The organism is Streptomyces sp. NPDC060035 (assembly GCF_042736635.1).
Lineage (GTDB): Bacteria > Actinomycetota > Actinomycetes > Streptomycetales > Streptomycetaceae > Streptomyces.
Window position 1 is genome coordinate 91,810 of sequence record NZ_JBHWVO010000025.1, and the last position, 21,097, is coordinate 112,906.

Genomic DNA, 21,097 nt, shown 5'->3' on the forward strand with positions numbered 1-21,097 from the left:
TGTGTTCTCCGTGTTCCGTACCCCCGTGGTCCCGCCGGTCACCAGGCCGTCGCGGAAGAAGCCTTCTCCGACGGCAGCAGCAGCCACAGCGCCAGGTAGAGCAGGAACTGGGGGCCGGGAAGCAGGCACGAGACCAGGAAGATGACACGCATCGTCCCTGCGGAGGTGCCGAAGCGCCGTGCCAGCGCTGCGCACACTCCACCGATCATGCGTCCGTCGCGGGGGCGGGCAAGTGCGGCCATGGTGGGCTCCTTCACGAACCATTGTGGGGAGGCATTCCGTCGTGCTCCCGATACCTCAACAATGGACCCGCGAAGGGGTGCAAAGCGTCGCTCTACGGGGCGATACCGACCCTGGAAATCGTCGGGGTCGACCCCTGAGGAGCCTCGCTCCTGAAGCGGGCCTCGTCCCTGAGACGGGCCAGATCCCCGGCACCGGCCCGGTTCCCGCGACGCAGGCGCGCCCGGGACATCGGAACGACGAGCAGATGGGCGATCGCGACACCCACGGTGTTCAGCAGCAGCGAGTCGACATCGACGACCTGCCCGGGCACCCCGGTCTGGCCCAGTTCGATGGCCATCGAGATCAGCGCCCCGGCCGCGACGGTCCGGGCCAGCGAGGCCCACGGGGAGACCAGCAGCCGTCCCCCTGCCATCGGCAGCAGCACGCCCAGCGGAGCCAGCAGAAGCAGCCCCTCGCCGATCCGGCGCGCCGCCTCGACCGGGCCGAACGCCAGATCCGCCCGGATCCCGGCGAACGGCTGCAGATTCGTGGCCGTCACCCAGGGCACGTCCAGCGGGCGCAGCGTCAGCCAGCAGACGAACAGAAGATGCGCGAGGAGGAGGAGGACCCCCGCCGCGCGGAAGCGGATGACGGCGCTGCCGTCCGAACTGTGACGCACATCCACCAGGACGCCACGACCGGCAGGATCGGTTCCGCCCTGTCGCGGGAAGCCTTTGTGACGAGCGGCACGGAGGGCCGGATCGAGCCCGGAGGCGGCCCTCAGGGGAGCTCGACCGCGCCCAGCGTCGGTACGTTCCCCGGACGGCTCTTCGTCTCCGTCGTACACAGATAACCCCGTGGGGTGTAGTTCCCCGGTCCGCCGAGGAGTACCGAACCCCCGGAGCTGATCGGCTCGCTCTCCGCGTACGAGCACACCACCTGCGCGAGCGCCTCCGCGGGCAGGTCCTCGGGCTGCTGGCTGAGGCGCAGTGTGCCCTCCGGGTCGCCCTCGCGCGCCTCGGTGACCCGCAGATCCGTCGGCACATCCGTGGAGAAGCCGGCCCGCCGCTCGTCGGCGGGCGGCACCTGCTGGAGCTCGCCGAGCAGCAACTGGGCCAGGCGGACCCGGTCGGAGCCGGACGCGTCGGCCTCCACCGTGCGCTCCACCGTCACCAGCTGCGAGGCGCAGACCAGGTAGACGTGGACCGGGATGCTCTCCAGCGGCTGTGCGGTCGCTGCCGCCGCCGACGTACGGCACGGCACCCGGGACGGTGCCGCCCCCGCGTCGACCGGCACCGAGGTGCTCCTGATTCCGCATCCGGCGGCCAGCGCCGCACACGCCACGACGGCCGCGAGAGCGGTCGCCGCCCGGCCCGGGCCCCTCCTGGAGCGGCCCGTGCGGGGCGCGCCGTGCGCGTGGTCGCTGCGTATCACTTCGCGCTGCCCTTCTCGTTCCGGTCCGGGTCCTCGTCCCCCGGAACGCCGGTCGGCCGCTCCTCGTCGCGCGGCAGCCGCAGCACGAACACCGCCCCGTCGCCGTCCGGCGAATTCGAGGCCGTGATGTCACCGCCATGGATGTGCGCGTTCTCCATCGCGATCGACAGGCCCAGGCCGCTGCCCTCGGAACGCGGCCGGGAGGCACTCGCCTTGTAGAAGCGGTCGAACACGTGGGGCAGGACGTCCTCGGGGATGCCCGGGCCGTGGTCCCGTACCTCGACGACCAGTTCGTCGTCGTCGGCCCGTACGGCCACGCGTACCGGCGAGCCGCCGTGCTTGAGCGCGTTGCCGATCAGATTCGCCAGGATCACGTCGAGCCGGCGCGGATCGAGCCGCACCATCATGCCGCGCTCCGCGTCCAGATCGACCGCGTCCAGCCAGGCGCGTGCGTCGATGCAGGCGGTCACCATGTCGGCCACATCGACCGTGTCCAGGACGAGCCGGGCGGTACCCGCGTCGAAGCGGGTGACCTCCATGAGGTTCTCCACCAGGTCGTTCAGCCGCCGGGTCTCGCTCACCACCAGGTGTACGGCGGGCGCGATCATCGGATCGAGGCTGTCCGCCTCGTCCTCCAGCACCTCGGCGACCGCGGTGATCGCGGTCAGCGGGGTCCGCAGCTCGTGCGACATGTCGGCGACGAATCTGCGGCTCGACTCCTCCCGCGCGGTCATGTCCGCGACCTTCTTCTCCAGGGAGCTCGCCGTCTTGTTGAACGTGCGGGAGAGATCGGCCAGTTCATCGGTGCCGGAGACCACGAGACGGGTGTCGAGCTTGCCCTCGCCGAGCTTGCGGGCCGCGTCCCCGAGCCGTTGCACGGGCCGCAGCACGGTCGTTGCCGCACCCTGCGCGAGGAGCGCCGAGCCGACGAGAGCCAGCGCGGTGGCGATGCCCAGCGACCAGGCCAGCGAATTGAGGTCCTGGCGCTCCTGGTCCAGCGACTTCAGCATGTAGCCGGCCGGACCGCCACCGATGATCTTCGTTCCGGCCACCAGATACGGCGTGCCGCCGATGGTCGTCCGCTGCCAGAACAGGTGGTACTCGTGGGTGTTGCTCGAAGTCAGCGGCTGCTTCTTGTTCACCTGGCGCTGCAGTGAGGCAGGTACGTCGAGCTTGGTGAAGGCATCGATGTCGGAGGACCCGACGATCGGCTTGCCGTCGTGGGAGTCGACCAGCAGCACGTGGTAGCCGGGTCCGCTGCTCGCCATCTGCTCGGCGCCGTCCTGCAGATCGATGCCCGTGGGCTGCAGCGGCAGTGCGGCCGCCTGGTTCTGCATCTGCCGCCGGAAGTCGCCGAGCGCCGTGTCCTGTGTACGCGTCAGGACGGCCTCACGGTTGAGCCAGTAGGCGATGCCCGAAGCGGACACGGCGGCTGTCAGTGCCACCAGCGCGAACACGACGACGAGTCGCAGCCGCAGGCTGGTCCAGCGAAGACCCGCGAGTATGGAACGTTTCGCGGAATCGCTCACTGAGGCGAATCCAGCCGGTAGCCGACGCCGCGTACGGTCCGGATCAGGGTCGGCGAGGACGGCACGTCCTCCACCTTCGCGCGCAGCCGCTGCACACAGGCGTCCACGAGCCGTGAGTCACCGAGGTAGTCGTGCTCCCAGACCAGGCGCAGCAACTGCTGCCGGGACAGGGCCTGACCGGGCCGGCGGCTGAGCTCCAGCAGGAGCCGCAGCTCGGTCGGCGTGAGCTGCAGGTCCTCCCCGTTCTTGGTGACGGTCATGGCCGAGCGGTCGATGACGACGCTCCCGAAGGTCGCCGAGTCGGTGGACTCGCGCTCCCCGCGCCGCAGCACCGCACGGATACGGGCGTCGAGCACCCGGCCCTGTACGGGTTTCACCACATAGTCGTCCGCGCCGGACTCCAGTCCCACCACGACGTCGATGTCGTCGCTGCGCGCGGTCAGCAGAATGATCGGCAGCTGGTCGGTCCGCCGGATGCGTCGGCAGACCTCGAAACCGTCGATCCCGGGCAGCATCACGTCCAGCACAACGAGGTCCGGCCGCTGCTCCCGGAGCAGGTCCAGGCCGTCCTCTCCCGTCGCCGCGGTGGCCACACGGTGGCCCTGGCGTGACAACGAGAGTTCGAGGGCCGTGCGGATGGCGTCGTCGTCCTCGATCAGCAACAGGAAAGGCACGGAGGTCATTCTGGCCCATGGTGATGCCACAGTTCGACAAACCCCCCTACTGATCTGTCTCCCCATGCACTTCCGTGCCCCCGGGACGCGGTCAACATGCCCTGTGACAGGCCTGTGACAGTCGGGGGACAGCGTCATGAAACTGCCCCGGCAAGCTCAATGGCACACGGAACGAACGGACTCCACCGATGGGGGGCGCGAGATGAACACACTGCACAGCACCACCTCAAGCGCAGTTGCCACGCGTCTCCACGACGTCGGCCGGAGCCCGGAGAAGTCCGGCGCCGGGGGAGGGCGGGGGTGCTTCCGTGGCGCCGGGCGTCAGCATTCGTCGTATCTGACGATGGTTGACGCGCCCACGGGGGGAAACGGGGGCCACGGGGGAAACGGGGCCAACGGGGGAAGCGCGTACGGGGAGGGCACGGGGGAGCGGAAGCCCCTGGAGCGGACCGAGGACGCCGAAGCGGCGTTCACGGCCTACGTCCAGGAGCGCCGCGCCTCCCTGTACGCGACCGCCTATCACCTGACCGGCGACCGGTTCGAGGCCGAGGACCTGCTGCAGAGCGCCCTCTTCTCGACGTACCGGGCGTGGGACAGGATCAGTGACAAGGCGGCTGTCGGCGGATATCTCCGCCGCACCATGACCAATCTGCACATCAGCGCCTGGCGCAGGCGCAAGCTCAACGAGTACCCGACCGAGGAGCTCCCGGAGACGGTGGGCGACACGGACGCGATGCGCGGCACGGAGCTGCGGGCGGTGCTCTGGCAGGCACTCGCACGGCTGCCGGAACTCCAGCGCACGATGCTGGTCCTGCGCTACTACGAGGGCCGCACGGACCCGGAGATCGCGTCCATCCTCGACATCAGTGTCGGCACGGTGAAGTCGAGCATCTGGCGGTCGCTCCGCCGGCTGCGTGAGGACGAGGTCCTCAGCTTCGGCCGTGACGAGGAGGAGTCCTTCGGCGAGCTGGTGGCCTGAGGCGTACGGGGGAACGGGCCGCGGCTTCGGGGGAAGCGGCGGTACGGGGGTAGTGCGTGGCGGGGTCGGACGGGCCGGGGGGTCCTGTCCGGCCCCGCTGCGTTGTGCGGCCGATTGCCGGCGGGCCCGGACCGAGCCCGCCGGCAGTCGGCGTGGGCCAGGTGTCAGGTCGCGGGCGGGGCCGGGGAGGCTGCCGCGGTCGTCCGGCGGCAGCGGCCCGCCGCCGCGGCGGCCAGGCGGCCCAGGGCCTCGTCCTTGCCGCAGGGGTACGCGCCCAGCGCCGTCTGGCGGGCCACGATGCGCCGCTCGGCCCGCATCAGGCGCCAGCCCCGACGCAGCAGGAACGGCACCGACTTCCGGCCCTCGCGCAGATCCCGCAGCAGCCGACGCCGGAACGTCGTCGAAGGGCGCCCGCGCAGGCACAGCGCGTCCGCGAGCAGCCCCAGATCCTGGCAGCGCTCCACGATGTCCGCGGCGAAGATGCCCTCGGCGACGAACAGGGGCGTGCGTTCTATGCCGAGCGCCTCGCTGCCGACCCGGGAGCTCGTGGCGATGTCGTACACCGGGACGTTCGTACGCCCGGTGCGGCACAGCTCGGCGATGGCCTCGACCGCCGCGTCCGCGTCCCAGGACTGTGCCGAGTCCCAGTCGATGTCCGTGCTGCCGGTGACCAGAGGCAGCGTCCGGTCGTTGGCCTCCTTGTAGAAGTCGTCCAGCCGCAGCACCGGAAGACCGGTACGGGCGGCGAGGGAGGACTTGCCGGAGCCGGAGGGGCCGGCCAGCAGCACGACTCGAGTGGGGATCGGTTGGGAACTCACAGAACAGAAGTGTGAGGCATCGACCCGCGCAGGGGATCCCCGGGAGGTCCTGTTGGTATCGAGCATCACACCTCAACTACTCTGCGTGCACGACTGATTACACAACCAGCCTCGATCAGGTGGGAAAACATGGCACGTCATGCACTCTCCAAGCCCCGGCGCCGCGCTCTGCTGCGCGCCGGTCTGACCCTCACCGCGCTCGGCGCGGCGCTCGGTGCGGGAGGTGCGGCGGCCCAGGCGGCATCGCTGCCCGCCGCTCCGGCCACCGGCGCGGACAACACCCTCGGGGCCGCGGGCGACGCGGCGGCGCCCGCGCTGAACAGCGCGCTCGGCTACGGGCTCGCCGGCGCCGTCTCCCCTGCCACCGATCTGCAGCTCGACCCGCTGGCCGGGACGGGTGTGGACCCGCTGGACAACGGGGTGGGTACCCAGGTCGCCGACTTCAAGCCGATGACCACGGCCGCCGCCACCGGCCCGCTGGCCGGTGGCGCCTCGCTCGGTGATCTGCCCGTCGCGGGACAGGCAGCAGGCACGATCGCCGGCTGACGCGCACACGGTTGCGCACGCGCACAGCACGCAGGGCCGCCCCGGGGGAGCGGCCCTGCGTGCGTCGGAGGCCGCGCGGCAGCCTCTGAGGGTCAGTACGAGGAGCCGGAGGCTCCCAGGGCACCCGTCGGGTGCCAGACCGTCTTGGTCTCCAGGAAGGCCGTCAGGCGGCGCGTGCCCGGGTCGGCGGACCAGTCCTCCTCGTCCACAGCCTGTGGATGAGCGGCGCCCTCCGCCTCCTTCTCGGGGCGGTGGTGGGAGAGGAGCGGGCGGAGAACGCGTTTCAGGTTGTCGGCCGCCGCCGTCTCGAGCTCCTTCGCCAGCTCGGTGTGCGCGCCGGAGCCGGTGAGGTCGATCGCGTTGACGTCCTGGTGGGACGCCAGCGGCGCTGCGAGCTCCGCCGTCTTCCCCGACAGGATGTTGACCACACCGCCCGGGAGGTCCGACGTGGCCAGCACCTCGCCCAGCGAGAGCGCGGGCAGCGGGGCGTCGGCCGAGGCGATGACGACCGCCGTGTTCCCGGTGGCGATCACCGGGGCGATCACCGAGACCAGGCCCAGGAACGACGACTTCTGCGGGGCCAGGACCGTGACGACACCGGTCGGCTCCGGGGTGGACAGGTTGAAGTACGGCCCCGCGACCGGGTTCGCCCCGCCCACGATCTGCCCGATCTTGTCGGTCCAGCCCGCGTACCAGACCCAGCGGTCGATCGCCGCGTCGACGACGGCCGCCGCCTTGGACTTCGACAGTCCCTCGGCGTCCGCCACCTCCCGTACGAACTGCTCCCGGCGGCCCTCCAGCATCTCGGCGACGCGGTAGAGGACCTGGCCGCGGTTGTACGCGGTCGCGCCCGACCAGCCGCCGAACGCCTTGCGCGCGGCCACGACGGCGTCACGCGCGTCCTTGCGGGAGGACTGCGGGGCGTTTGCCAGCCACCTGCCCTTGGAGTCCGTCACCTCGTACACCCGGCCGCTCTCGGAGCGGGGGAACTTGCCCCCGACGTACAGCTTGTAGGTCTTGAAGACGCTCAGTCGCCCGTCAGACATCGAGGTAGGCCTCCAGACCGTGACGGCCGCCTTCGCGGCCGAAGCCCGACTCCTTGTATCCGCCGAACGGCGAGGTCGGGTCGAACTTGTTGAACGTGTTGGCCCAGACGACGCCCGCACGGAGCTTGTTCGCCACCGCGAGGATGCGGGAGCCCTTCTCCGTCCAGATGCCCGCCGAGAGGCCGTACTGACTGTTGTTGGCCTTCGCGACGGCTTCGTCCGGCGTACGGAAGGAGAGCACCGACAGCACCGGGCCGAAGATCTCGTCGCGGGCCACCCTGTGCGCCTGCGTGACGTTGGTGAACAGGGTCGGTGCGAACCAGTAGCCGGCGGACGGCATTTCGCACGGCGCGGACCAGCGCTCGGCGCCCTCCGCCTCGCCCGTCTCGACGAGCGCGGTGATCCGGGAGAGCTGCTCCTCGGAGTTGATCGCGCCGATGTCGGTGTTCTTGTCCAGCGGGTCGCCGAGGCGCAGCGTGGACAGGCGGCGCTTGAGCGAGTGCAGCACCTCGTCCTGGACGGACTCCTGCACGAGGAGCCGCGAGCCCGCGCAGCAGACCTGGCCCTGGTTGAAGAAGATCCCGTTGACGATGCCCTCGACGGCCTGGTCGATGGGCGCGTCGTCGAAGACGATGTTGGCGCCCTTGCCGCCCAGTTCGAGCGTGGCCTTCTTGTCCGTACCGGCGATCTGGCGGGCGATGGCCTTGCCGACCGCGGTCGATCCCGTGAAGGCGACCTTGTTGACGTCCGGGTGCTCGACGAGGGCCGAGCCCGCGTCCCCGTACCCCGTCAGGATGTTGACGACACCCTTGGGAAGGCCCGCCTGGCGGCAGATGTCGGCGAAGAAGAGCGCGGAGAGAGGGGTCGTCTCCGCCGGCTTCAGCACCACCGTGTTGCCGGTGGCGAGCGCCGGGGCGATCTTCCACGCGAGCATCAGGAGCGGGAAGTTCCACGGGATGATCTGACCGGCCACACCGAGCGGGCGCGGGTTCGCCCCGTACCCCGCGTGGTCGAGCTTGTCGGCCCAGCCCGCGTAGTAGAAGAAGTGCGCGGCGACCAGCGGGAGGTCCGCGTCGCGGGTCTCCTTGATCGGCTTGCCGTTGTCCAGGGTCTCCAGGACGGCCAGTTCGCGGGAGCGCTCCTGGATGATCCGGGCGATCCGGAACAGGTACTTGGCGCGTTCGGAGCCGGGAAGCGCGGACCACTTCTCGAACGCCCTGCGGGCGGCCTTCACGGCCCGGTCCACGTCCTCGGCGCCGGCCCGCGCGACCTCGGAGAGCACCTCCTCGGACGACGGGCTGACCGTCTTGAAGACCTTGCCGTCGGCGGCCTCGGTGAACTCGCCGTCGATGAACAGGCCGTACGAGGGGGCGATGTCGACGACGGAGCGGGACTCCGGAGCCGGTGCGTAATCGAATACAGATGCCATGAGGATCAGTCCACCGTCACGTAATCGGGGCCGGAGTAACGGCCGGTGCTGAGCTTCTGGCGCTGCATCAGCAGGTCGTTCAGCAGGCTGGAGGCGCCGAAGCGGAACCAGTGGTTGTCCAGCCAGTCCTCGCCCGCGGTCTCGTTCACCAGGACCAGGAACTTGATCGCGTCCTTGGAGGTGCGGATGCCGCCTGCGGGCTTCACACCGATCTGCACTCCAGTCTGCTCCCGGAAGTCGCGCACGGCCTCCAGCATCAGCAGCGTGTTCGCCGGAGTGGCGTTGGTCCCGACCTTGCCGGTCGACGTCTTGATGAAGTCCGCGCCCGCCAGCATCCCGAGCCAGGAGGCCCGCCGGATGTTGTCGTACGTGGACAGCTCGCCGGTCTCGAAGATCACCTTCAGTCGGGCCGAGCCGCACTCGGCCTTCACGGCGAGGATCTCCTCGTACACCTTGAGGTAACGGCCGGAGAGGAAAGCGCCGCGGTCGATCACCATGTCGATCTCGTCGGCCCCGGCAGCCACGGCGTCGCGGACGTCCGCGAGCTTGACGTCCAGCGCGGCACGCCCGGCGGGGAAGGCCGTCGCGACGGACGCCACCTTCACTCCGGAGCCGGCCAGTGCGGCGGCGGCGGTCGCCGCCATGTCGGGGTAGACGCAGACCGCGGCGGTGCGCGGGGTCGTGCGGTCGGTGGGGTCGGGGTTGACGGCCTTGGCGGCGAGAGCCCGGACCTTGCCCGGGGTGTCCGCGCCTTCCAGCGTCGTCAGGTCGATCATCGAAATGGCGAGATCGATGGCGTACGCCTTGGCAGTCGTCTTGATCGATCGGGTACCGAGAGAGGCGGCGCGCGCTTCGAGGCCGACGGTGTCGACGCCGGGCAGCCCGTGCAGGAAGCGGCGCAGCGCACTGTCGGACGCCGTCGCGTCGGCGAATGCGGGAGCAGTGGTGGGCATGGTCACCACATGAGCATATCTACGCGCGTAGCGACCTGTACAGGGCCCTCCCTGTTTCCGCGTCTCCCGCAGGCCGCAGGAGGCTCCGGGGCGGGCGCCCCGCCACTGCTCGCGCCCGTCAGGCAGAATCGGGACCATGACGAGCCCCACACCTCCCGCCGAGCCCGCCTACGCCGACCGGATCTTCCGGTCCGGTGCCGGGCTGGTCAGCGGCGCACTGCTGATCCTGCTGGCCGGCTGGCTCGGCGGCGACGCGGTGTTCCGGGGCGACGGGTGGGTGCCGTGGAAGGCGCTGGCCGCGTTGCTGACTCTGATCCCGCTGATCGTGGCGTTCACGCTGCGACCCGCCGTGTTCGCCGGCGAGGAGCGGATCCGCATCCGCAACCCGTTCCGGACGATCGTGCTGCCCTGGAGCGATGTCTCCGACGTCCGGGCCTCGTTCTCCAGTGAACTGTTCACCCGGGACGGCAAGAAGTACCAGCTGTGGGCGGTGCCCGTATCGCTGCGCGAGCGCAAGAAGGCGGCGAGGGCGGCGACCAAGGAGGCGAAGGCGGGCCGGACCGCCGACGTCCAGGACTCCCAGGCCCGCGCCACCGCCGACCAGGCGGTGCGGGACCTGCGCGAGCTGGCCGAGCGCGCGGGCAGTCGTACGGAGGAGGGCGCGACCACGGCGTCGGTGCGCTGGGCGTACGAGGTGATCGCCCCGGCCGTCGCCGGCGCGGTGCTGCTCGTGGTGCTGTTCGCGATCGCCTGAGTACCGACCGTATGCACCGCGACGCCCTCGGCCGTTTCCTGTCGAGGGCGTCGCGGTGTCCGCCCGTTCGTTCGGCGAGTACGGCGACTGCCACGACGCCTTCGAGGAGCTGCAGGCGGGCGACGAGCCCGGAGCCCCCGAGGAGCACGAGCAGCGGACAGGCCGCGGGGCGGATCCGGACGCCCGCCCCTTCGCGATGGTCCGCTTCCCTTCATCCGCGGCGGGCGACGGCGTGTCGACCACACTGCGGACCGGCGACCGGTCCGCAGGGGGCCGTCCGTGGCGGCCGGGAGGCCCGACGCCTGCCGCAACGCCGTGCAGTGGTCCGGGCCCGGCCTTCGGCACCGAGAACGGCTACGCGATGCGCGCGGTCGTCGTCGGCCAGGACCACTGCGGCTTCCAGCAGTTCGCGACGCTGCCGGTCGGCACCGTGGTCACCGGCTTCACCTGCCTGACCCGCACATGAGACGTCCGGACGCGGCGCCTCCTCAGATACCGGCGGCCGCAGCGAGGTCGCGCTTGATGCCGTTGAGCAGTTCCGTGGCCCGCTCCCTGGCCGCGAGCAGCCCGTCCACCGAACCGACCGGCACCACGACCTCCAGGTAGCACTTGAGCTTCGGCTCGGTGCCGCTCGGGCGGACGATCACCCGGGCGCCCGTCAGGTGGTAGCGCAGCCCGTCGGTGGGCGGCAGCAGATCCGTGCCCTGCGACAGGTCCTCGGCCGAGGTGACGGTCAGGCCCGCCAGCGCCGTCGGAGGGGCCTCGCGCAGGCGCCGCATGGCGTTCGCGATGACCGAGAGGTCCTCGACCCGGACCGACAGCTGGTCCGTGGCGTGCAGGCCGTGCTCGACGGCGAGGTCGTCGAGCAGGTCGAGGAGGGTGCGTCCCTTCTCCTTGAGCACGGAGGCCAGCTCGGCGATCAGCAGGGCGGCCGTGATGCCGTCCTTGTCACGTACGCCGTCCGGGTCGACGCAGTAGCCCAGCGCCTCCTCGTACCCGTAGCGCAGCCCCTCGACGCGGGCGATCCACTTGAATCCCGTCAGTGTCTCCTCGTACCCGAGGCCGGCCTTCTCGGCGATCCTGCCGAGGAGGGACGACGACACGATCGACTCGGCGAAGACCCCGGTGACGCCCCGGGACACCAGATGGGCGGCGAGCAGGGCGCCGACCTCGTCGCCGCGCAGCATCCGCCAGCCCGCCGGGGACGCCGGGTCGGGGACGGCGACGGCGCAGCGGTCGGCGTCCGGGTCGTTGGCGATGATGATGTCCGGATCCGACCGGCGCGCGGTCGCGAAGGCGAGATCCATGGCGCCGGGCTCTTCCGGGTTGGGGAAGGCGACGGTGGGGAACGCCGGGTCGGGCTCCGCCTGCTCGGCGACGAGCACGGGCGCGGGGAAACCGGCCCGTGCGAAGGCGGCCGTGAGGACAGAGGTGCCGACGCCGTGCAGGGCGGTGTAGACGGTGCGCGCGGTACGGGGGGAGCCGGGGCCGAGGACTGCGTCCGTACGGGTGAGATAGGCGTCCAGGACCTCGTCGCCGAGGGTCTCCCAGCCGGTTGCCGGGCGCGGCACGGTGTCCAGCGGGCCGACCGCCGTGATCGCGGCGGCGATCTCCGCGTCGGCCGGGGGCACGATCTGCGAGCCGTCGCCGAGGTAGACCTTGTAGCCGTTGTCGCGCGGCGGATTGTGACTGGCGGTGACCTCCACGCCCGCCACGGCCCCCAGATGCCTTATGGCGTACGCGAGGACGGGGGTGGGCAGCGGGCGGGGGAGTACGGCCGCGCGCAGGCCCGCTCCGGTCATCACGGCCGCGGTGTCGCGGGCGAAGTCGGCCGACTTGTAGCGGGCGTCGTAGCCGATGACGACGAGCCCGCCGGCCTGCCCCTGCGCCGTCAGATACGCGGCGAGGCCGGCGGCGGCGCGGATGACGACGGACCGGTTCATCCGCATCGGGCCTGCGCCGAGCTCACCGCGCAGGCCGGCCGTGCCGAACTGCAGGGTGCCCGCGAAGCGGTCGGCGAGCGCGGCGCGGTCCCCGGCGTCGATGAGTCCGGCGAGCTCCTCGCGGGTCTCGGGGTCGGGGTCCTCGGCCAGCCAGGTCCTGGCCCGGTCGATGAGGTCCTGCTGCACGGTTCCGCCTCTCGGGGGGTTACGGGGTGGGGGGCCGGGGTGGGGCGTCACGCAGCGGCCCCCCACCCGCACCGTTGCGGTCAGATCCGGTCCAGGACCCGGGCCAGCAGCGAGCCCATCCGGCTGGCCGAGTCCCGCCCGGCCTGGAGGACCTCTTCGTGGTTGAGGGGCTCACCGCTCAGGCCGGCGGCCAGATTCGTGACGAGGGAGATTCCCAGCACCTCCGCACCCGCCTCCCGCGCCGCGATGGCCTCCAGCACGGTGGACATGCCGACCAGGTCGCCGCCCATCGCGCGCACCATGTTGATCTCGGCCGGAGTCTCGTAGTGCGGGCCGGGGAACTGCACGTACACGCCCTCTTCGAGCGTCTCGTCGATCTCCTTGCACAGCGCGCGCAGCCGCGGCGAGTACAGGTCGGTGAGGTCGACGAAGTTGGCGCCGACGATCGGCGACGCCGCCGTGAGGTTGATGTGGTCGCTGATGAGCACCGGCTGTCCGGGGCGCATGCCCTCGCGCAGACCGCCGCAGCCGTTCGTCAGGACGATGGTCTTGCAGCCTGCGGCAACGGCCGTACGGACACCGTGGGCGACGGCGGCGACGCCGCGGCCCTCGTAGTAGTGCGTGCGGCCCAGGAAGACCAGGGTGCGCTTCTCGCCGATCCGGTACGAGCGGATCGTGCCGCCGTGCCCCTCCACCGCGGGGGCCGGGAATCCGGGCAGCGCGGTCACCGGGAACTCGGCCTCCGGCGCGCCGAGCGCATCGCCGGCGGGGGCCCACCCGGAGCCCATCACGAGGGCGACGTCATGGGTCTCGGCGCCGGTGAGCTCGCGCAGGCGGGCAGCGGCGTCGGCGGCGGCGGCGAGGGGGTCGCCCTGGATGTGGTCCGGAATAACAGATGCGTTCACGCGGATGAGGGTAACCGGTGAATCCCTACGCGCGTAGATGCGCAGGTTCAGAGTCTGGCCTGTCGTACTCGTACTTTCGTACGAAAGTGGCGTGGGAGTGCCGCTCAGCAGGGGCGCTTGCGCAGGCCCATCACATAGTCGTGCGGCGCTCCGGCGGACTCGGCGGCGTCCGCCACCTCACCCAGATAGCGGGCCGAGGGCAGTCCGCCCTCGTAACCGTTCAGCACGTACATCCAGGCCGGCTCCTCGCCGTCCAGGGTGTGCACGCGCACCCGCATCCGCCGGTAGATGTCGAGGCCGACACCCTCCCAGCGGTCCATGGAGTCCTCGTCCATCGGCGCCAGGTCGTACAGCGCGACGAAGACCTGGGAACGGGGCGCCTCGACGACCGTGGCCAGTGCGCCCTCCCAGCCCATCTGCTCCCCGCCGAACGTCAGCCGCCAGCCGTTGAGCCAGCCGGTGCCGCGCAGCGGGGAATGAGGAGCGCGGCGCGTCATCAGCCGCGCGTCGAGGTTGCCGGCGTACGCGGCGTAGAGCGACATGGGGTCGAGGGTACGGGAGGTGGCGGGGGGCGTGCCGATTCCTGTGAGGAACACCCCGGAGGGGGTGGCGTCCGGGGCGCTGTCCGGGGCAGGGAGGCCGTGGCCCGTCGGCCCGGTTCCCGTATGGAGGGCCCCGGGGGGAAGCACCTTGGCGCGTGCGGGACAATGAACTACGTACTGCATTCCCCGGGGCGATCCCCCGGACCCCCGGCCGGGGCGGCAGACGGCCGCGGGAAGACACCACGCGAGGCGGACTTTTCGTGACCCGGATCGTGATCATCGGCGGTGGCCCCGGCGGCTACGAGGCGGCACTGGTGGGCGCCCAGCTCGGCGCCGAGGTGACCGTCGTCGACTGCGACGGCCTCGGCGGCGCGTCGGTACTCACCGACTGCGTGCCCTCGAAGACCCTGATCGCGACGGCCGAGGTGATGACCACCTTCGACTCCTCGTACGAGGAACTGGGCATCATCGTCGCCGACGACACGCCGCACGTCGAGCAGGCGGCGCGCGTGGTCGGTGTCGACCTCGGCAAGGTCAACCGACGGGTCAAGCGCCTGGCGCTCGCCCAGTCCCACGACATCACCGCCTCCGTCACCCGTGCCGGTGCCAGGGTCATGCGCGGGCGCGGCCGTCTCGAAGGCCTCCAGGCCGCCGACGGCTCCCGCCAGGTCGTGGTGACCGCGGCCGACGGCACCGAGGAGCACCTCACCGCCGACGCTGTCCTGATCGCGACGGGTGGTCACCCCCGGGAGATCCCGGATGCCCTGCCCGACGGCGAGCGCATCCTGAACTGGACCCAGGTCTACGACCTGGACGAGCTCCCCGAGGAGCTCATCGTGGTCGGCTCGGGTGTGACCGGCGCCGAGTTCGCCGGTGCCTACCAGGCGCTCGGCTCCCGCGTCACCCTCGTCTCCTCCCGTGACCGGGTGCTCCCGGGCGAGGACCCGGACGCCGCCGCCGTTCTGGAGGACGTCTTCCGGCGCCGCGGCATGAACGTCATGGCCCGCTCCCGTGCCCAGTCCGCGAAGCGCGTCGGCGACCGCGTCGAGGTCGCCCTGGCCGACGGCCGCGTCATCTCCGGTACGCACTGCCTGATGGCGGTCGGCGCGATCCCGAACACCGCGGGCATGGGCCTGGAGGAGTCCGGGGTCCTGCTCAAGGAGTCCGGCCACATCCGGACCGACCGGGTCTCCCGCACCAGCGCCCCCGGTGTGTACGCGGCCGGTGACGTCACCGGCATCTTCGCGCTGGCCTCCGTCGCCGCGATGCAGGGCCGGATCGCGATGTACCACTTCCTCGGGGACGCGGTGGCCCCGCTGAACCTGAAGACGGTCTCCTCCAACGTCTTCACCGACCCCGAGATCGCCACGGTCGGTTACAGCCAGGCCGATGTCGACGCCGGCAAGATCGACGCCCGCGTCGTGAAACTGCCGCTGCTGCGCAACCCGCGCGCCAAGATGCAGGGCATCCGGGACGGCTTCGTCAAGATCTTCTGCCGGCCCGGCACCGGCATCGTGGTCGGCGGCTGTGTCGTCTCGCCGCGGGCCAGCGAGCTGATTCACCCGATCTCGATCGCGGTCGACAACAACCTGACCGTGGAACAGATCGCGAACGCGTTCACCGTGTACCCGTCCCTGTCCGGATCGATCGCCGAGGTGGCCCGTCAGTTGCACACCCGTAAGCGGGCGGGCGAGGCGTAGGCACGGTCGACGGGCTGACGGGAAACCGGCAATCCCCGGCAACTCACGGCATCCCGGGCGGTCTGACGAGGTGTATGTACATCTCCGGGGCGACTCCCGGACAACTCATGAACAACAACGGGGCCTCCTATACCACTAGGGGGCCCTTCCTGTGCACAACTTCTCTTATTCGGCGCAAACTGCTGAAAAGCATCCCATGGCCAGGTTACTGTCAGTTTCGTGTTCGCTGCAGAACGTCGTCAGTTGATTCTCGAAATGGTGCGCGCCAACGGGGCGGTATCGCTCCGTGAGCTCGCCCGCGTCGTCCAGACCTCCGAAGTGACCGTACGGCGGGACGTGCGGGCACTGGAGGCAGAAGGACTCCTCGACCGCCGGCATGGCGGTGCGGTTTTGCCGGGCGGTTTTACGCGGGAGTCCGGCTTTCCGCAGAAATCCCATCTTTCCACCGCGGAGAAAACGGCCATTGCCGACCTGGCCGCCGGCCTGGTCGGTGAAGGCGAGGCCATTGTGGTCGGCGCCGGAACGACCACGCAGGAGCTGGCCCGCCGGCTCGCGCGTGTTCCCGGTCTGACCGTGGTCACCAACTCACTGCTCGTCGCCCAGGCGTTGGCCCATGCCAACCGGGTGGAAGTGGTGATGACCGGCGGCACCCTGCGCGGGAGCAACTACGCACTCGTGGGCAGCGGGGCCGAGCAGTCCCTCCAAGGGCTGCGGGTGTCCCGGGCGTTCCTCTCGGGGAGCGGGCTGACCGCCGAGCGCGGACTGTCCACGTCCAACATGCTCTCGGCGAGCGTCGACCGGGCTCTGGTCCAGGCGGCGGCGGAGGTGGTGGTCCTGGCGGACCACACCAAGCTCGGCTCCGACACCATGTTCCAGACGGTGCCGACGGAGCTGATCACCCGGCTCGTGACGGACGAACCACCGGTCCACGACGAGCGTGCCGCGACGGAGCTGCAGGCTCTGGCGGACCAGGGCGTGGAGATCACGGTGGCGGGGCCCGACGCGGAGTCCCCCGGTGGTGAGAGCGGCCCGGGGCACCGGCCTCGGCGGGACAACATGCCACTGCCGGGCCAGCGCCGCACCCAGCCCGGGGGCCACTCGGGGCTGGGGCCACCGCAGCTGCGGAGTGCGGCGGCGCTGGCCGAGCAGGGGCCGGGGGAGCGCGCGCGGGTGGCGGACCTGCGGCGGCGGTAGCCGGGGCGGGGGCGGCAGCTTCTCGCAGTCGGCTACCGGGGGCCGGGGACGGTCTCTAGCCGCCGGGCGGCCTCGATGCGGCTGCCCCGCTCTTGAGACCCTGAAGCGTCAGCAGCAGAAGGCGTTCGGCCAGGCCCGGATCCGACGGGGTCTGCTCAGCGGCCAGCGCGATCGCGTTCGTCAGCTGCAGCAGATCGTCGATCGAGACGTCCGCCCGCACCGAACCGCTCTCCTGCGCCCGCGCCAGCAGCCGCGCCCCCGCCTGACGCAGGGGCACATGGCACTGCGCCAGGGCCGAAGTCTCGTCCCCCGAAGCCGACATGAGGGCCTGTGCCAGGCCGCGGTACTCACCGGCATGGGTGACGATCGCGCCCAGCCACTCCACCAGCGCCCTGCACGGCTGCTCCGCCTCCGCCAGTTCGTGGGAGCGGGCGAGCAGCGAGGCCAGGGCCTCCTGGAACACCGCGTTCATCAGCGCGTGCCGGTTCGGGAAGTGCCGGTACAGCGTGCCGATGCCGACCTCGGCCTGCCGGGCGATGTCCTCGAGCGAGGCATCCGTGCCGTGTTCCGCGAAGGACGTACGGGCCTCGCCGACCAGCCGCTCGTAGTTGCGGCGCGCGTCGGCGCGCATCGGCCGGTCCGGTGTCCGTGCCGTGCTCATCGCCATCGCGCTGTCCTCCTGGTCTCCGCCCTGCGTGTCCAGGATGCCACCGAGGGCCCGGTCGCTGTCGGGTACGTCATCGACAGCGACCGGGCCCCCGGGAGGAGAAGAGCGCTCAGTCCTTGATCTCGCAGATCGGGGCGCCGGAGGAGATGGAGCTGCCGACCTCGGCGGTGAGGCCCTTCACGGTGCCGGAGCGGTGCGCGTTGAGGGGCTGTTCCATCTTCATGGCCTCGAGGACGACGACGAGGTCGCCTTCCTTGACTTCCTGGCCCTCTTCGACGGCGATCTTGACGATCGTGCCCTGCATCGGGGAGGCGAGGGTGTCGCCGGAGGCGGCGGAGCCCGCCTTCTTCGCGGCGCGGCGCTTCGGCTTCGCCCCGGCCGCCAGGCCCGTGCGCGCCAGGCTCATGCCGAGCGAGGAGGGCAGGGAGACTTCGAGACGCTTGCCGCCGACCTCGACGACGACGGTCTCGCGGCCCGACTCCTCGTCCGCTTCGGTGTCGGCGGGGACGGTGAATGCGGGGATGTCGTTGACGAACTCCGTCTCGATCCACCGGGTGTGGATGCGGAACGGGTCGGCGGTGAAGGCCGGGTCGACGACGACGGCCCGGTGGAACGGAATGGCCGTGGCCATGCCCTCCACGTTGAACTCGGCCAGTGCACGCGCTGCGCGCTGCAGGGCCTGTGCGCGTGTCGCGCCGGTCACGATCAGCTTGGCCAGCAGGGAGTCCCAGGCGGGGCCGATGACCGATCCGGTCTCGACGCCCGCGTCGAGGCGCACACCGGGGCCGGCGGGCGGGGCGAAGGTGGTGACGGTGCCGGGGGCGGGCAGGAAGCCGCGGCCCGGGTCCTCACCGTTGATCCGGAATTCGAACGAGTGGCCGCGTACGGCCGGGTCGCCGTAGCCGAGCTCCTCGCCGTCGGCGATGCGGAACATTTCGCGTACGAGGTCGATCCCGGTGACTTCTTCGGTGACCGGGTGCTCGACCTGGAGGCGGGTGTTGACCTCGAGGAAGGAGATGGTGCCGTCGACACCGACGAGGAACTCCACGGTGCCCGCGCCGACGTAGCCGGCTTCCTTCAGGATCGCCTTCGACGCGGCGTACAGCTCCGCGTTCTGCGCCTCGGAGAGGAAGGGCGCCGGGGCCTCTTCGACGAGCTTCTGGTGGCGGCGCTGCAGGGAGCAGTCGCGGGTGGAGACGACGACCACGTTGCCGTGGGAGTCGGCCAGGCACTGGGTCTCCACGTGCCGGGGCTTGTCCAGGTAGCGCTCCACGAAGCACTCGCCGCGCCCGAAGGCGGCGACGGCCTCGCGGACTGCGGAGTCGTAGAGCTCCGGGATCTCCTCGAGGGTGCGGGCGACCTTCAGGCCGCGTCCGCCGCCGCCGAAGGCGGCCTTGATCGCGATGGGCAGGCCGTTCTGCTCGGCGAAGGCGACGACCTCGGCGGATCCGGATACGGGGTCCGGTGTGCCTGCCACGAGCGGGGCGCCGGCGCGCTGTGCGATGTGACGGGCCGCCACCTTGTCGCCGAGGTCGCGGATGGCCTGCGGGGGCGGACCGATCCAGGTCAGGCCGGCGTCGAGGACGGCCTGGGCGAACTCGGCGTTCTCCGAGAGGAAGCCGTAGCCGGGGTGGATGGCGTCGGCCCCGGAGTCCTTGGCAGCCTGGAGCACCTTGGCCATGTCCAGGTAGCTGGCGGCCGGGGTGTCACCGCCCAGAGCGAACGCCTCGTCGGCCGCGCGGACATGCAGAGCATCCCGGTCCGGATCGGCGTAGACGGCTACGCTCGCGATTCCGGCATCCTGGCAAGCCCGAGCAACGCGGACAGCGATTTCGCCACGGTTGGCGATGAGCACCTTGCGCACGATGACTCCCTCCTTGAGAACAAGCTGAGTTTAGGGACTACCGACACGGCCGTACGACCCGTCCCCAAAGGTGAACTTGCCCACACGGAGTGTGATTCGAGGCTTGCTCGAGTCGCGAAATCCCTTGTCGCACCACGGTACGCCGCGATCCTCACCCGCACAGTAGCCACGAGGTGTGGTCCAAGTCTCTGTTCGTACGGTCAGCCCCATGCGGTGTTTCTTTGTGGACACCCTACGAATGGCCGGTGGAATCTTTGCCGAGCGTGCGAGGAGTCGCGAGGACTGCGCGACCCCTTGTCCGAAGCATTACCGGTTAGTAGGGTCCGCGCTGTATGGCAGGTACTACAGGTAACAGGGGGTGGGCGCAGTGGTGCGCAGATCAGTGGCCGTCGTGACCGCGATCGTTCTGCTCGGGGAAGCCGCGGGCATCGTGCTCATCAACGGCATCCTCGCGACGGTCGTCGACAATCAGAAGATGTCCCTGGCCGGCATGGACCCGGGCGTGATGTCCACCGGTACGTGGGTGATGGGCGGCTTCTCCGGGCTCCTGCTCGTGGTGTGTGCTCTGATCCCGCTGCTGGCCGGGATCCGCGACCGGGCGCCGGGCAGGATCGCCAGGATCGCCCTCATCGGGTGCGCGGTCGTGCACGGGGTGCTGGGTGCCGTGGTGGTGGGGCTGGCCGGCTGGACCGCGTTCGCTTTCATGATGGTCGTCCTGGGGCTGATCGTGCTGACACTGGTGGCGTACGGGCGCCGTGAGCCGAGCAGGGATGAGAAGGAGACCGGCACCAGCGGGAGCGACGCCGGAGCCGGGGCGCCGGCGCCGGCGTAGGACCGGGGTTCGTTCAGACCCACAACTCGGTGACGGAGATGCCGAGTTCGCCGAGCAGGCGGCGCAGCAGGGGCAGTGAGAGCCCGATGACATTGCCGTGGTCGCCCTCGATCGCGTCGATGAAGGGCGCCGAGCGGCCGTCCAGGGTGAATGCACCCGCGACATGGAGCGGCTCGCCGGAAGCGACGTAGGCGGCCACCTCGGCGTCGGTCGGCTCGCCGAACCTGACGACGGTGGACGCGGTTGCCGACGCCGTACGGCCGGTCGCCGTGTCGATCACGCTGTGCCCGGTCTGCAGGACTCCGGACCGGCCGCGCATGGACTTCCAGCGTGCGGTGGCCTCCTCGCTGTCGGCGGGCTTGCCGAGCGCCTCACCGTCCAGCTCGAGCACGGAGTCGCAGCCGATGACCAGCGCGCCGGAGGCTTCGGGGCGGGCCGCCACGACGGCGGCCTTGGCCTCGGCCAGCAGGAGCGCGAGCCGGGCCGGTGTCGGGGCCGAGAGCGCGTCCTCGTCCACGCCGCTGACGATCACCTCGGGGGCGAAGCCCGCCTGGCGCAGGAGGCCGAGACGGGCGGGGGAGGCGGAGGCGAGCACGAGGCGGCGCTGATCAGTCATACCGGCCATCGTAGAAGGGCCCCGGAGCCCTCGTGCCCCGGACTCAGCGGGTGCCCAGCACGAACATCGCGACGACCATGGCCAGCGCGAGCAGCAGACCCGCGCGGCGCATCATGTCCTGGGCGTCGCGCAGTTCCTTCGGCGGCTTGTTCTCGGGGTCGGACCACAGCATGGTTTCGATGGTGGCCCCGGTACGGCTGCGGCGCCTGAGTACGCGTACTCAGGCGCCGCAGCCGCGCGCCGCAGCGCAGACCCGCAGTCGGG

At 71.0% G+C, this 21,097-nt stretch carries 23 protein-coding genes; 7 read left to right on the forward strand and 16 right to left on the reverse strand.

The window, feature by feature from the left end; genetic code table 11:
* Nucleotides 1-38: 38 nt before the first annotated feature.
* The 5 genes from ACFWBQ_RS30695 to afsQ1 all read right to left on the reverse strand — a co-directional run bounded on the left by ACFWBQ_RS30695 (nt 39) and on the right by afsQ1 (nt 3,859).
* Nucleotides 39-242 (reverse strand): PspC domain-containing protein, encoded by a 204-nt coding sequence (locus ACFWBQ_RS30695; RefSeq protein ID WP_056796108.1) that lies wholly within the window; start codon nt 240-242, stop codon nt 39-41.
* 92 nt (nt 243-334) lie between these two features.
* Complete coding sequence (locus ACFWBQ_RS30700; RefSeq protein WP_385503275.1) at nt 335-907, reverse strand: VanZ family protein; 573 nt, start codon at nt 905-907, stop codon at nt 335-337.
* A gap of 95 nt (nt 908-1,002) precedes the next feature.
* Complete coding sequence (locus ACFWBQ_RS30705; RefSeq protein WP_385503279.1) at nt 1,003-1,656, reverse strand: hypothetical protein; 654 nt, start codon at nt 1,654-1,656, stop codon at nt 1,003-1,005.
* Nucleotides 1,653-3,185, reverse strand: a complete 1,533-nt coding sequence (locus ACFWBQ_RS30710; RefSeq protein WP_385503287.1) for an ATP-binding protein — start codon at nt 3,183-3,185, stop codon at nt 1,653-1,655. The genes ACFWBQ_RS30705 and ACFWBQ_RS30710 overlap by 4 nt, the downstream gene beginning before the upstream one ends.
* A complete protein-coding gene (gene afsQ1, locus ACFWBQ_RS30715; protein WP_198959609.1) occupies nt 3,182-3,859 on the reverse strand; it encodes a two-component system response regulator AfsQ1 in 678 nt (225 codons plus the stop codon). The genes ACFWBQ_RS30710 and afsQ1 overlap by 4 nt, the downstream gene beginning before the upstream one ends.
* 202 nt (nt 3,860-4,061) lie before the next feature.
* Here afsQ1 and ACFWBQ_RS30720 point away from each other — a divergent pair, with 202 nt between their 5' ends.
* Nucleotides 4,062-4,838, forward strand: a complete 777-nt coding sequence (locus tag ACFWBQ_RS30720) for a SigE family RNA polymerase sigma factor (protein ID WP_385503292.1) — start codon at nt 4,062-4,064, stop codon at nt 4,836-4,838.
* Between the two features lie 164 nt (nt 4,839-5,002).
* On the opposite strand, the gene ACFWBQ_RS30725 is transcribed toward ACFWBQ_RS30720, so the two are convergent.
* Entirely contained in the window at nt 5,003-5,722 is a 720-nt protein-coding gene (locus tag ACFWBQ_RS30725; RefSeq protein ID WP_385503294.1) for a uridine kinase, read from the reverse strand.
* A 63-nt stretch (nt 5,723-5,785) separates the two neighbouring features.
* Here ACFWBQ_RS30725 and ACFWBQ_RS30730 point away from each other — a divergent pair, with 63 nt between their 5' ends.
* The gene (locus tag ACFWBQ_RS30730) at nt 5,786-6,202 is read left to right on the forward strand and encodes a hypothetical protein (RefSeq protein WP_385503297.1); all 417 of its coding nucleotides are present in this window, start codon (nt 5,786-5,788) and stop codon (nt 6,200-6,202) included.
* Between the two features lie 92 nt (nt 6,203-6,294).
* On the opposite strand, the gene ACFWBQ_RS30735 is transcribed toward ACFWBQ_RS30730, so the two are convergent.
* From ACFWBQ_RS30735 to deoC, 3 genes are read right to left on the reverse strand one after another with little or no spacing between them, the layout of a single operon-like run.
* Nucleotides 6,295-7,248 (reverse strand): aldehyde dehydrogenase family protein, encoded by a 954-nt coding sequence (locus tag ACFWBQ_RS30735; RefSeq protein WP_385503302.1) that lies wholly within the window; start codon nt 7,246-7,248, stop codon nt 6,295-6,297.
* The gene (locus tag ACFWBQ_RS30740) at nt 7,241-8,677 is read right to left on the reverse strand and encodes an aldehyde dehydrogenase family protein (protein WP_385503310.1); all 1,437 of its coding nucleotides are present in this window, start codon (nt 8,675-8,677) and stop codon (nt 7,241-7,243) included. The genes ACFWBQ_RS30735 and ACFWBQ_RS30740 overlap by 8 nt, the downstream gene beginning before the upstream one ends.
* A 5-nt stretch (nt 8,678-8,682) precedes the next feature.
* The gene (gene deoC / locus ACFWBQ_RS30745; RefSeq protein WP_307125297.1) at nt 8,683-9,630 is read right to left on the reverse strand and encodes a deoxyribose-phosphate aldolase; all 948 of its coding nucleotides are present in this window, start codon (nt 9,628-9,630) and stop codon (nt 8,683-8,685) included.
* A 136-nt stretch (nt 9,631-9,766) separates the two neighbouring features.
* Here deoC and ACFWBQ_RS30750 point away from each other — a divergent pair, with 136 nt between their 5' ends.
* Together ACFWBQ_RS30750 and ACFWBQ_RS30755 are read left to right on the forward strand one after the other, a co-directional pair.
* On the forward strand, nt 9,767-10,384 hold the full coding sequence (locus ACFWBQ_RS30750) for a PH domain-containing protein (RefSeq protein ID WP_385503316.1): 618 nt from the start codon (nt 9,767-9,769) through the stop codon (nt 10,382-10,384).
* A gap of 55 nt (nt 10,385-10,439) precedes the next feature.
* A complete protein-coding gene (locus tag ACFWBQ_RS30755; protein ID WP_385503323.1) occupies nt 10,440-10,850 on the forward strand; it encodes a hypothetical protein in 411 nt (136 codons plus the stop codon).
* Nucleotides 10,851-10,872: 22 nt separating this feature from the next.
* On the opposite strand, the gene ACFWBQ_RS30760 is transcribed toward ACFWBQ_RS30755, so the two are convergent.
* The 3 genes from ACFWBQ_RS30760 to ACFWBQ_RS30770 all read right to left on the reverse strand — a co-directional run bounded on the left by ACFWBQ_RS30760 (nt 10,873) and on the right by ACFWBQ_RS30770 (nt 13,960).
* Nucleotides 10,873-12,513 (reverse strand): phospho-sugar mutase, encoded by a 1,641-nt coding sequence (locus tag ACFWBQ_RS30760; protein ID WP_385503329.1) that lies wholly within the window; start codon nt 12,511-12,513, stop codon nt 10,873-10,875.
* Between the two features lie 80 nt (nt 12,514-12,593).
* The gene (locus ACFWBQ_RS30765) at nt 12,594-13,418 is read right to left on the reverse strand and encodes a purine-nucleoside phosphorylase (protein ID WP_385503336.1); all 825 of its coding nucleotides are present in this window, start codon (nt 13,416-13,418) and stop codon (nt 12,594-12,596) included.
* Between the two features lie 104 nt (nt 13,419-13,522).
* Nucleotides 13,523-13,960, reverse strand: coding sequence for a gamma-glutamylcyclotransferase (locus ACFWBQ_RS30770; protein ID WP_028439081.1), 438 nt, complete (start codon nt 13,958-13,960; stop codon nt 13,523-13,525).
* Between the two features lie 260 nt (nt 13,961-14,220).
* On the opposite strand from ACFWBQ_RS30770, the gene ACFWBQ_RS30775 reads away from it, so the two are divergent.
* Nucleotides 14,221-15,660, forward strand: coding sequence for an NAD(P)H-quinone dehydrogenase (locus ACFWBQ_RS30775; protein ID WP_385503347.1), 1,440 nt, complete (start codon nt 14,221-14,223; stop codon nt 15,658-15,660).
* 219 nt (nt 15,661-15,879) lie between these two features.
* Nucleotides 15,880-16,854 (forward strand): DeoR/GlpR family DNA-binding transcription regulator, encoded by a 975-nt coding sequence (locus ACFWBQ_RS30780; protein ID WP_385503351.1) that lies wholly within the window; start codon nt 15,880-15,882, stop codon nt 16,852-16,854.
* Between the two features lie 55 nt (nt 16,855-16,909).
* Here the strand turns inward: ACFWBQ_RS30780 and ACFWBQ_RS30785 are convergent, their stop codons facing one another.
* Complete coding sequence (locus ACFWBQ_RS30785) at nt 16,910-17,521, reverse strand: TetR/AcrR family transcriptional regulator (protein ID WP_385503356.1); 612 nt, start codon at nt 17,519-17,521, stop codon at nt 16,910-16,912.
* A gap of 109 nt (nt 17,522-17,630) precedes the next feature.
* Nucleotides 17,631-19,385, reverse strand: coding sequence for an acetyl/propionyl/methylcrotonyl-CoA carboxylase subunit alpha (locus ACFWBQ_RS30790; protein WP_385503359.1), 1,755 nt, complete (start codon nt 19,383-19,385; stop codon nt 17,631-17,633).
* Nucleotides 19,386-19,752: 367 nt separating this feature from the next.
* On the opposite strand from ACFWBQ_RS30790, the gene ACFWBQ_RS30795 reads away from it, so the two are divergent.
* Nucleotides 19,753-20,217 carry a hypothetical protein gene (locus tag ACFWBQ_RS30795; RefSeq protein WP_385503364.1) on the forward strand — a complete coding sequence of 155 codons (465 nt, stop codon included), beginning with the start codon at nt 19,753-19,755 and terminating at the stop codon, nt 20,215-20,217.
* A gap of 13 nt (nt 20,218-20,230) precedes the next feature.
* Here the strand turns inward: ACFWBQ_RS30795 and ACFWBQ_RS30800 are convergent, their stop codons facing one another.
* Together ACFWBQ_RS30800 and mmpB are read right to left on the reverse strand one after the other, a co-directional pair.
* On the reverse strand, nt 20,231-20,842 hold the full coding sequence (locus tag ACFWBQ_RS30800; protein ID WP_385503368.1) for a nucleoside triphosphate pyrophosphatase: 612 nt from the start codon (nt 20,840-20,842) through the stop codon (nt 20,231-20,233).
* A 34-nt stretch (nt 20,843-20,876) separates the two neighbouring features.
* Nucleotides 20,877-21,005, reverse strand: a complete 129-nt coding sequence (gene mmpB / locus ACFWBQ_RS30805) for a morphogenic membrane protein MmpB (RefSeq protein ID WP_099174806.1) — start codon at nt 21,003-21,005, stop codon at nt 20,877-20,879.
* Nucleotides 21,006-21,097: the final 92 nt, after the last annotated feature.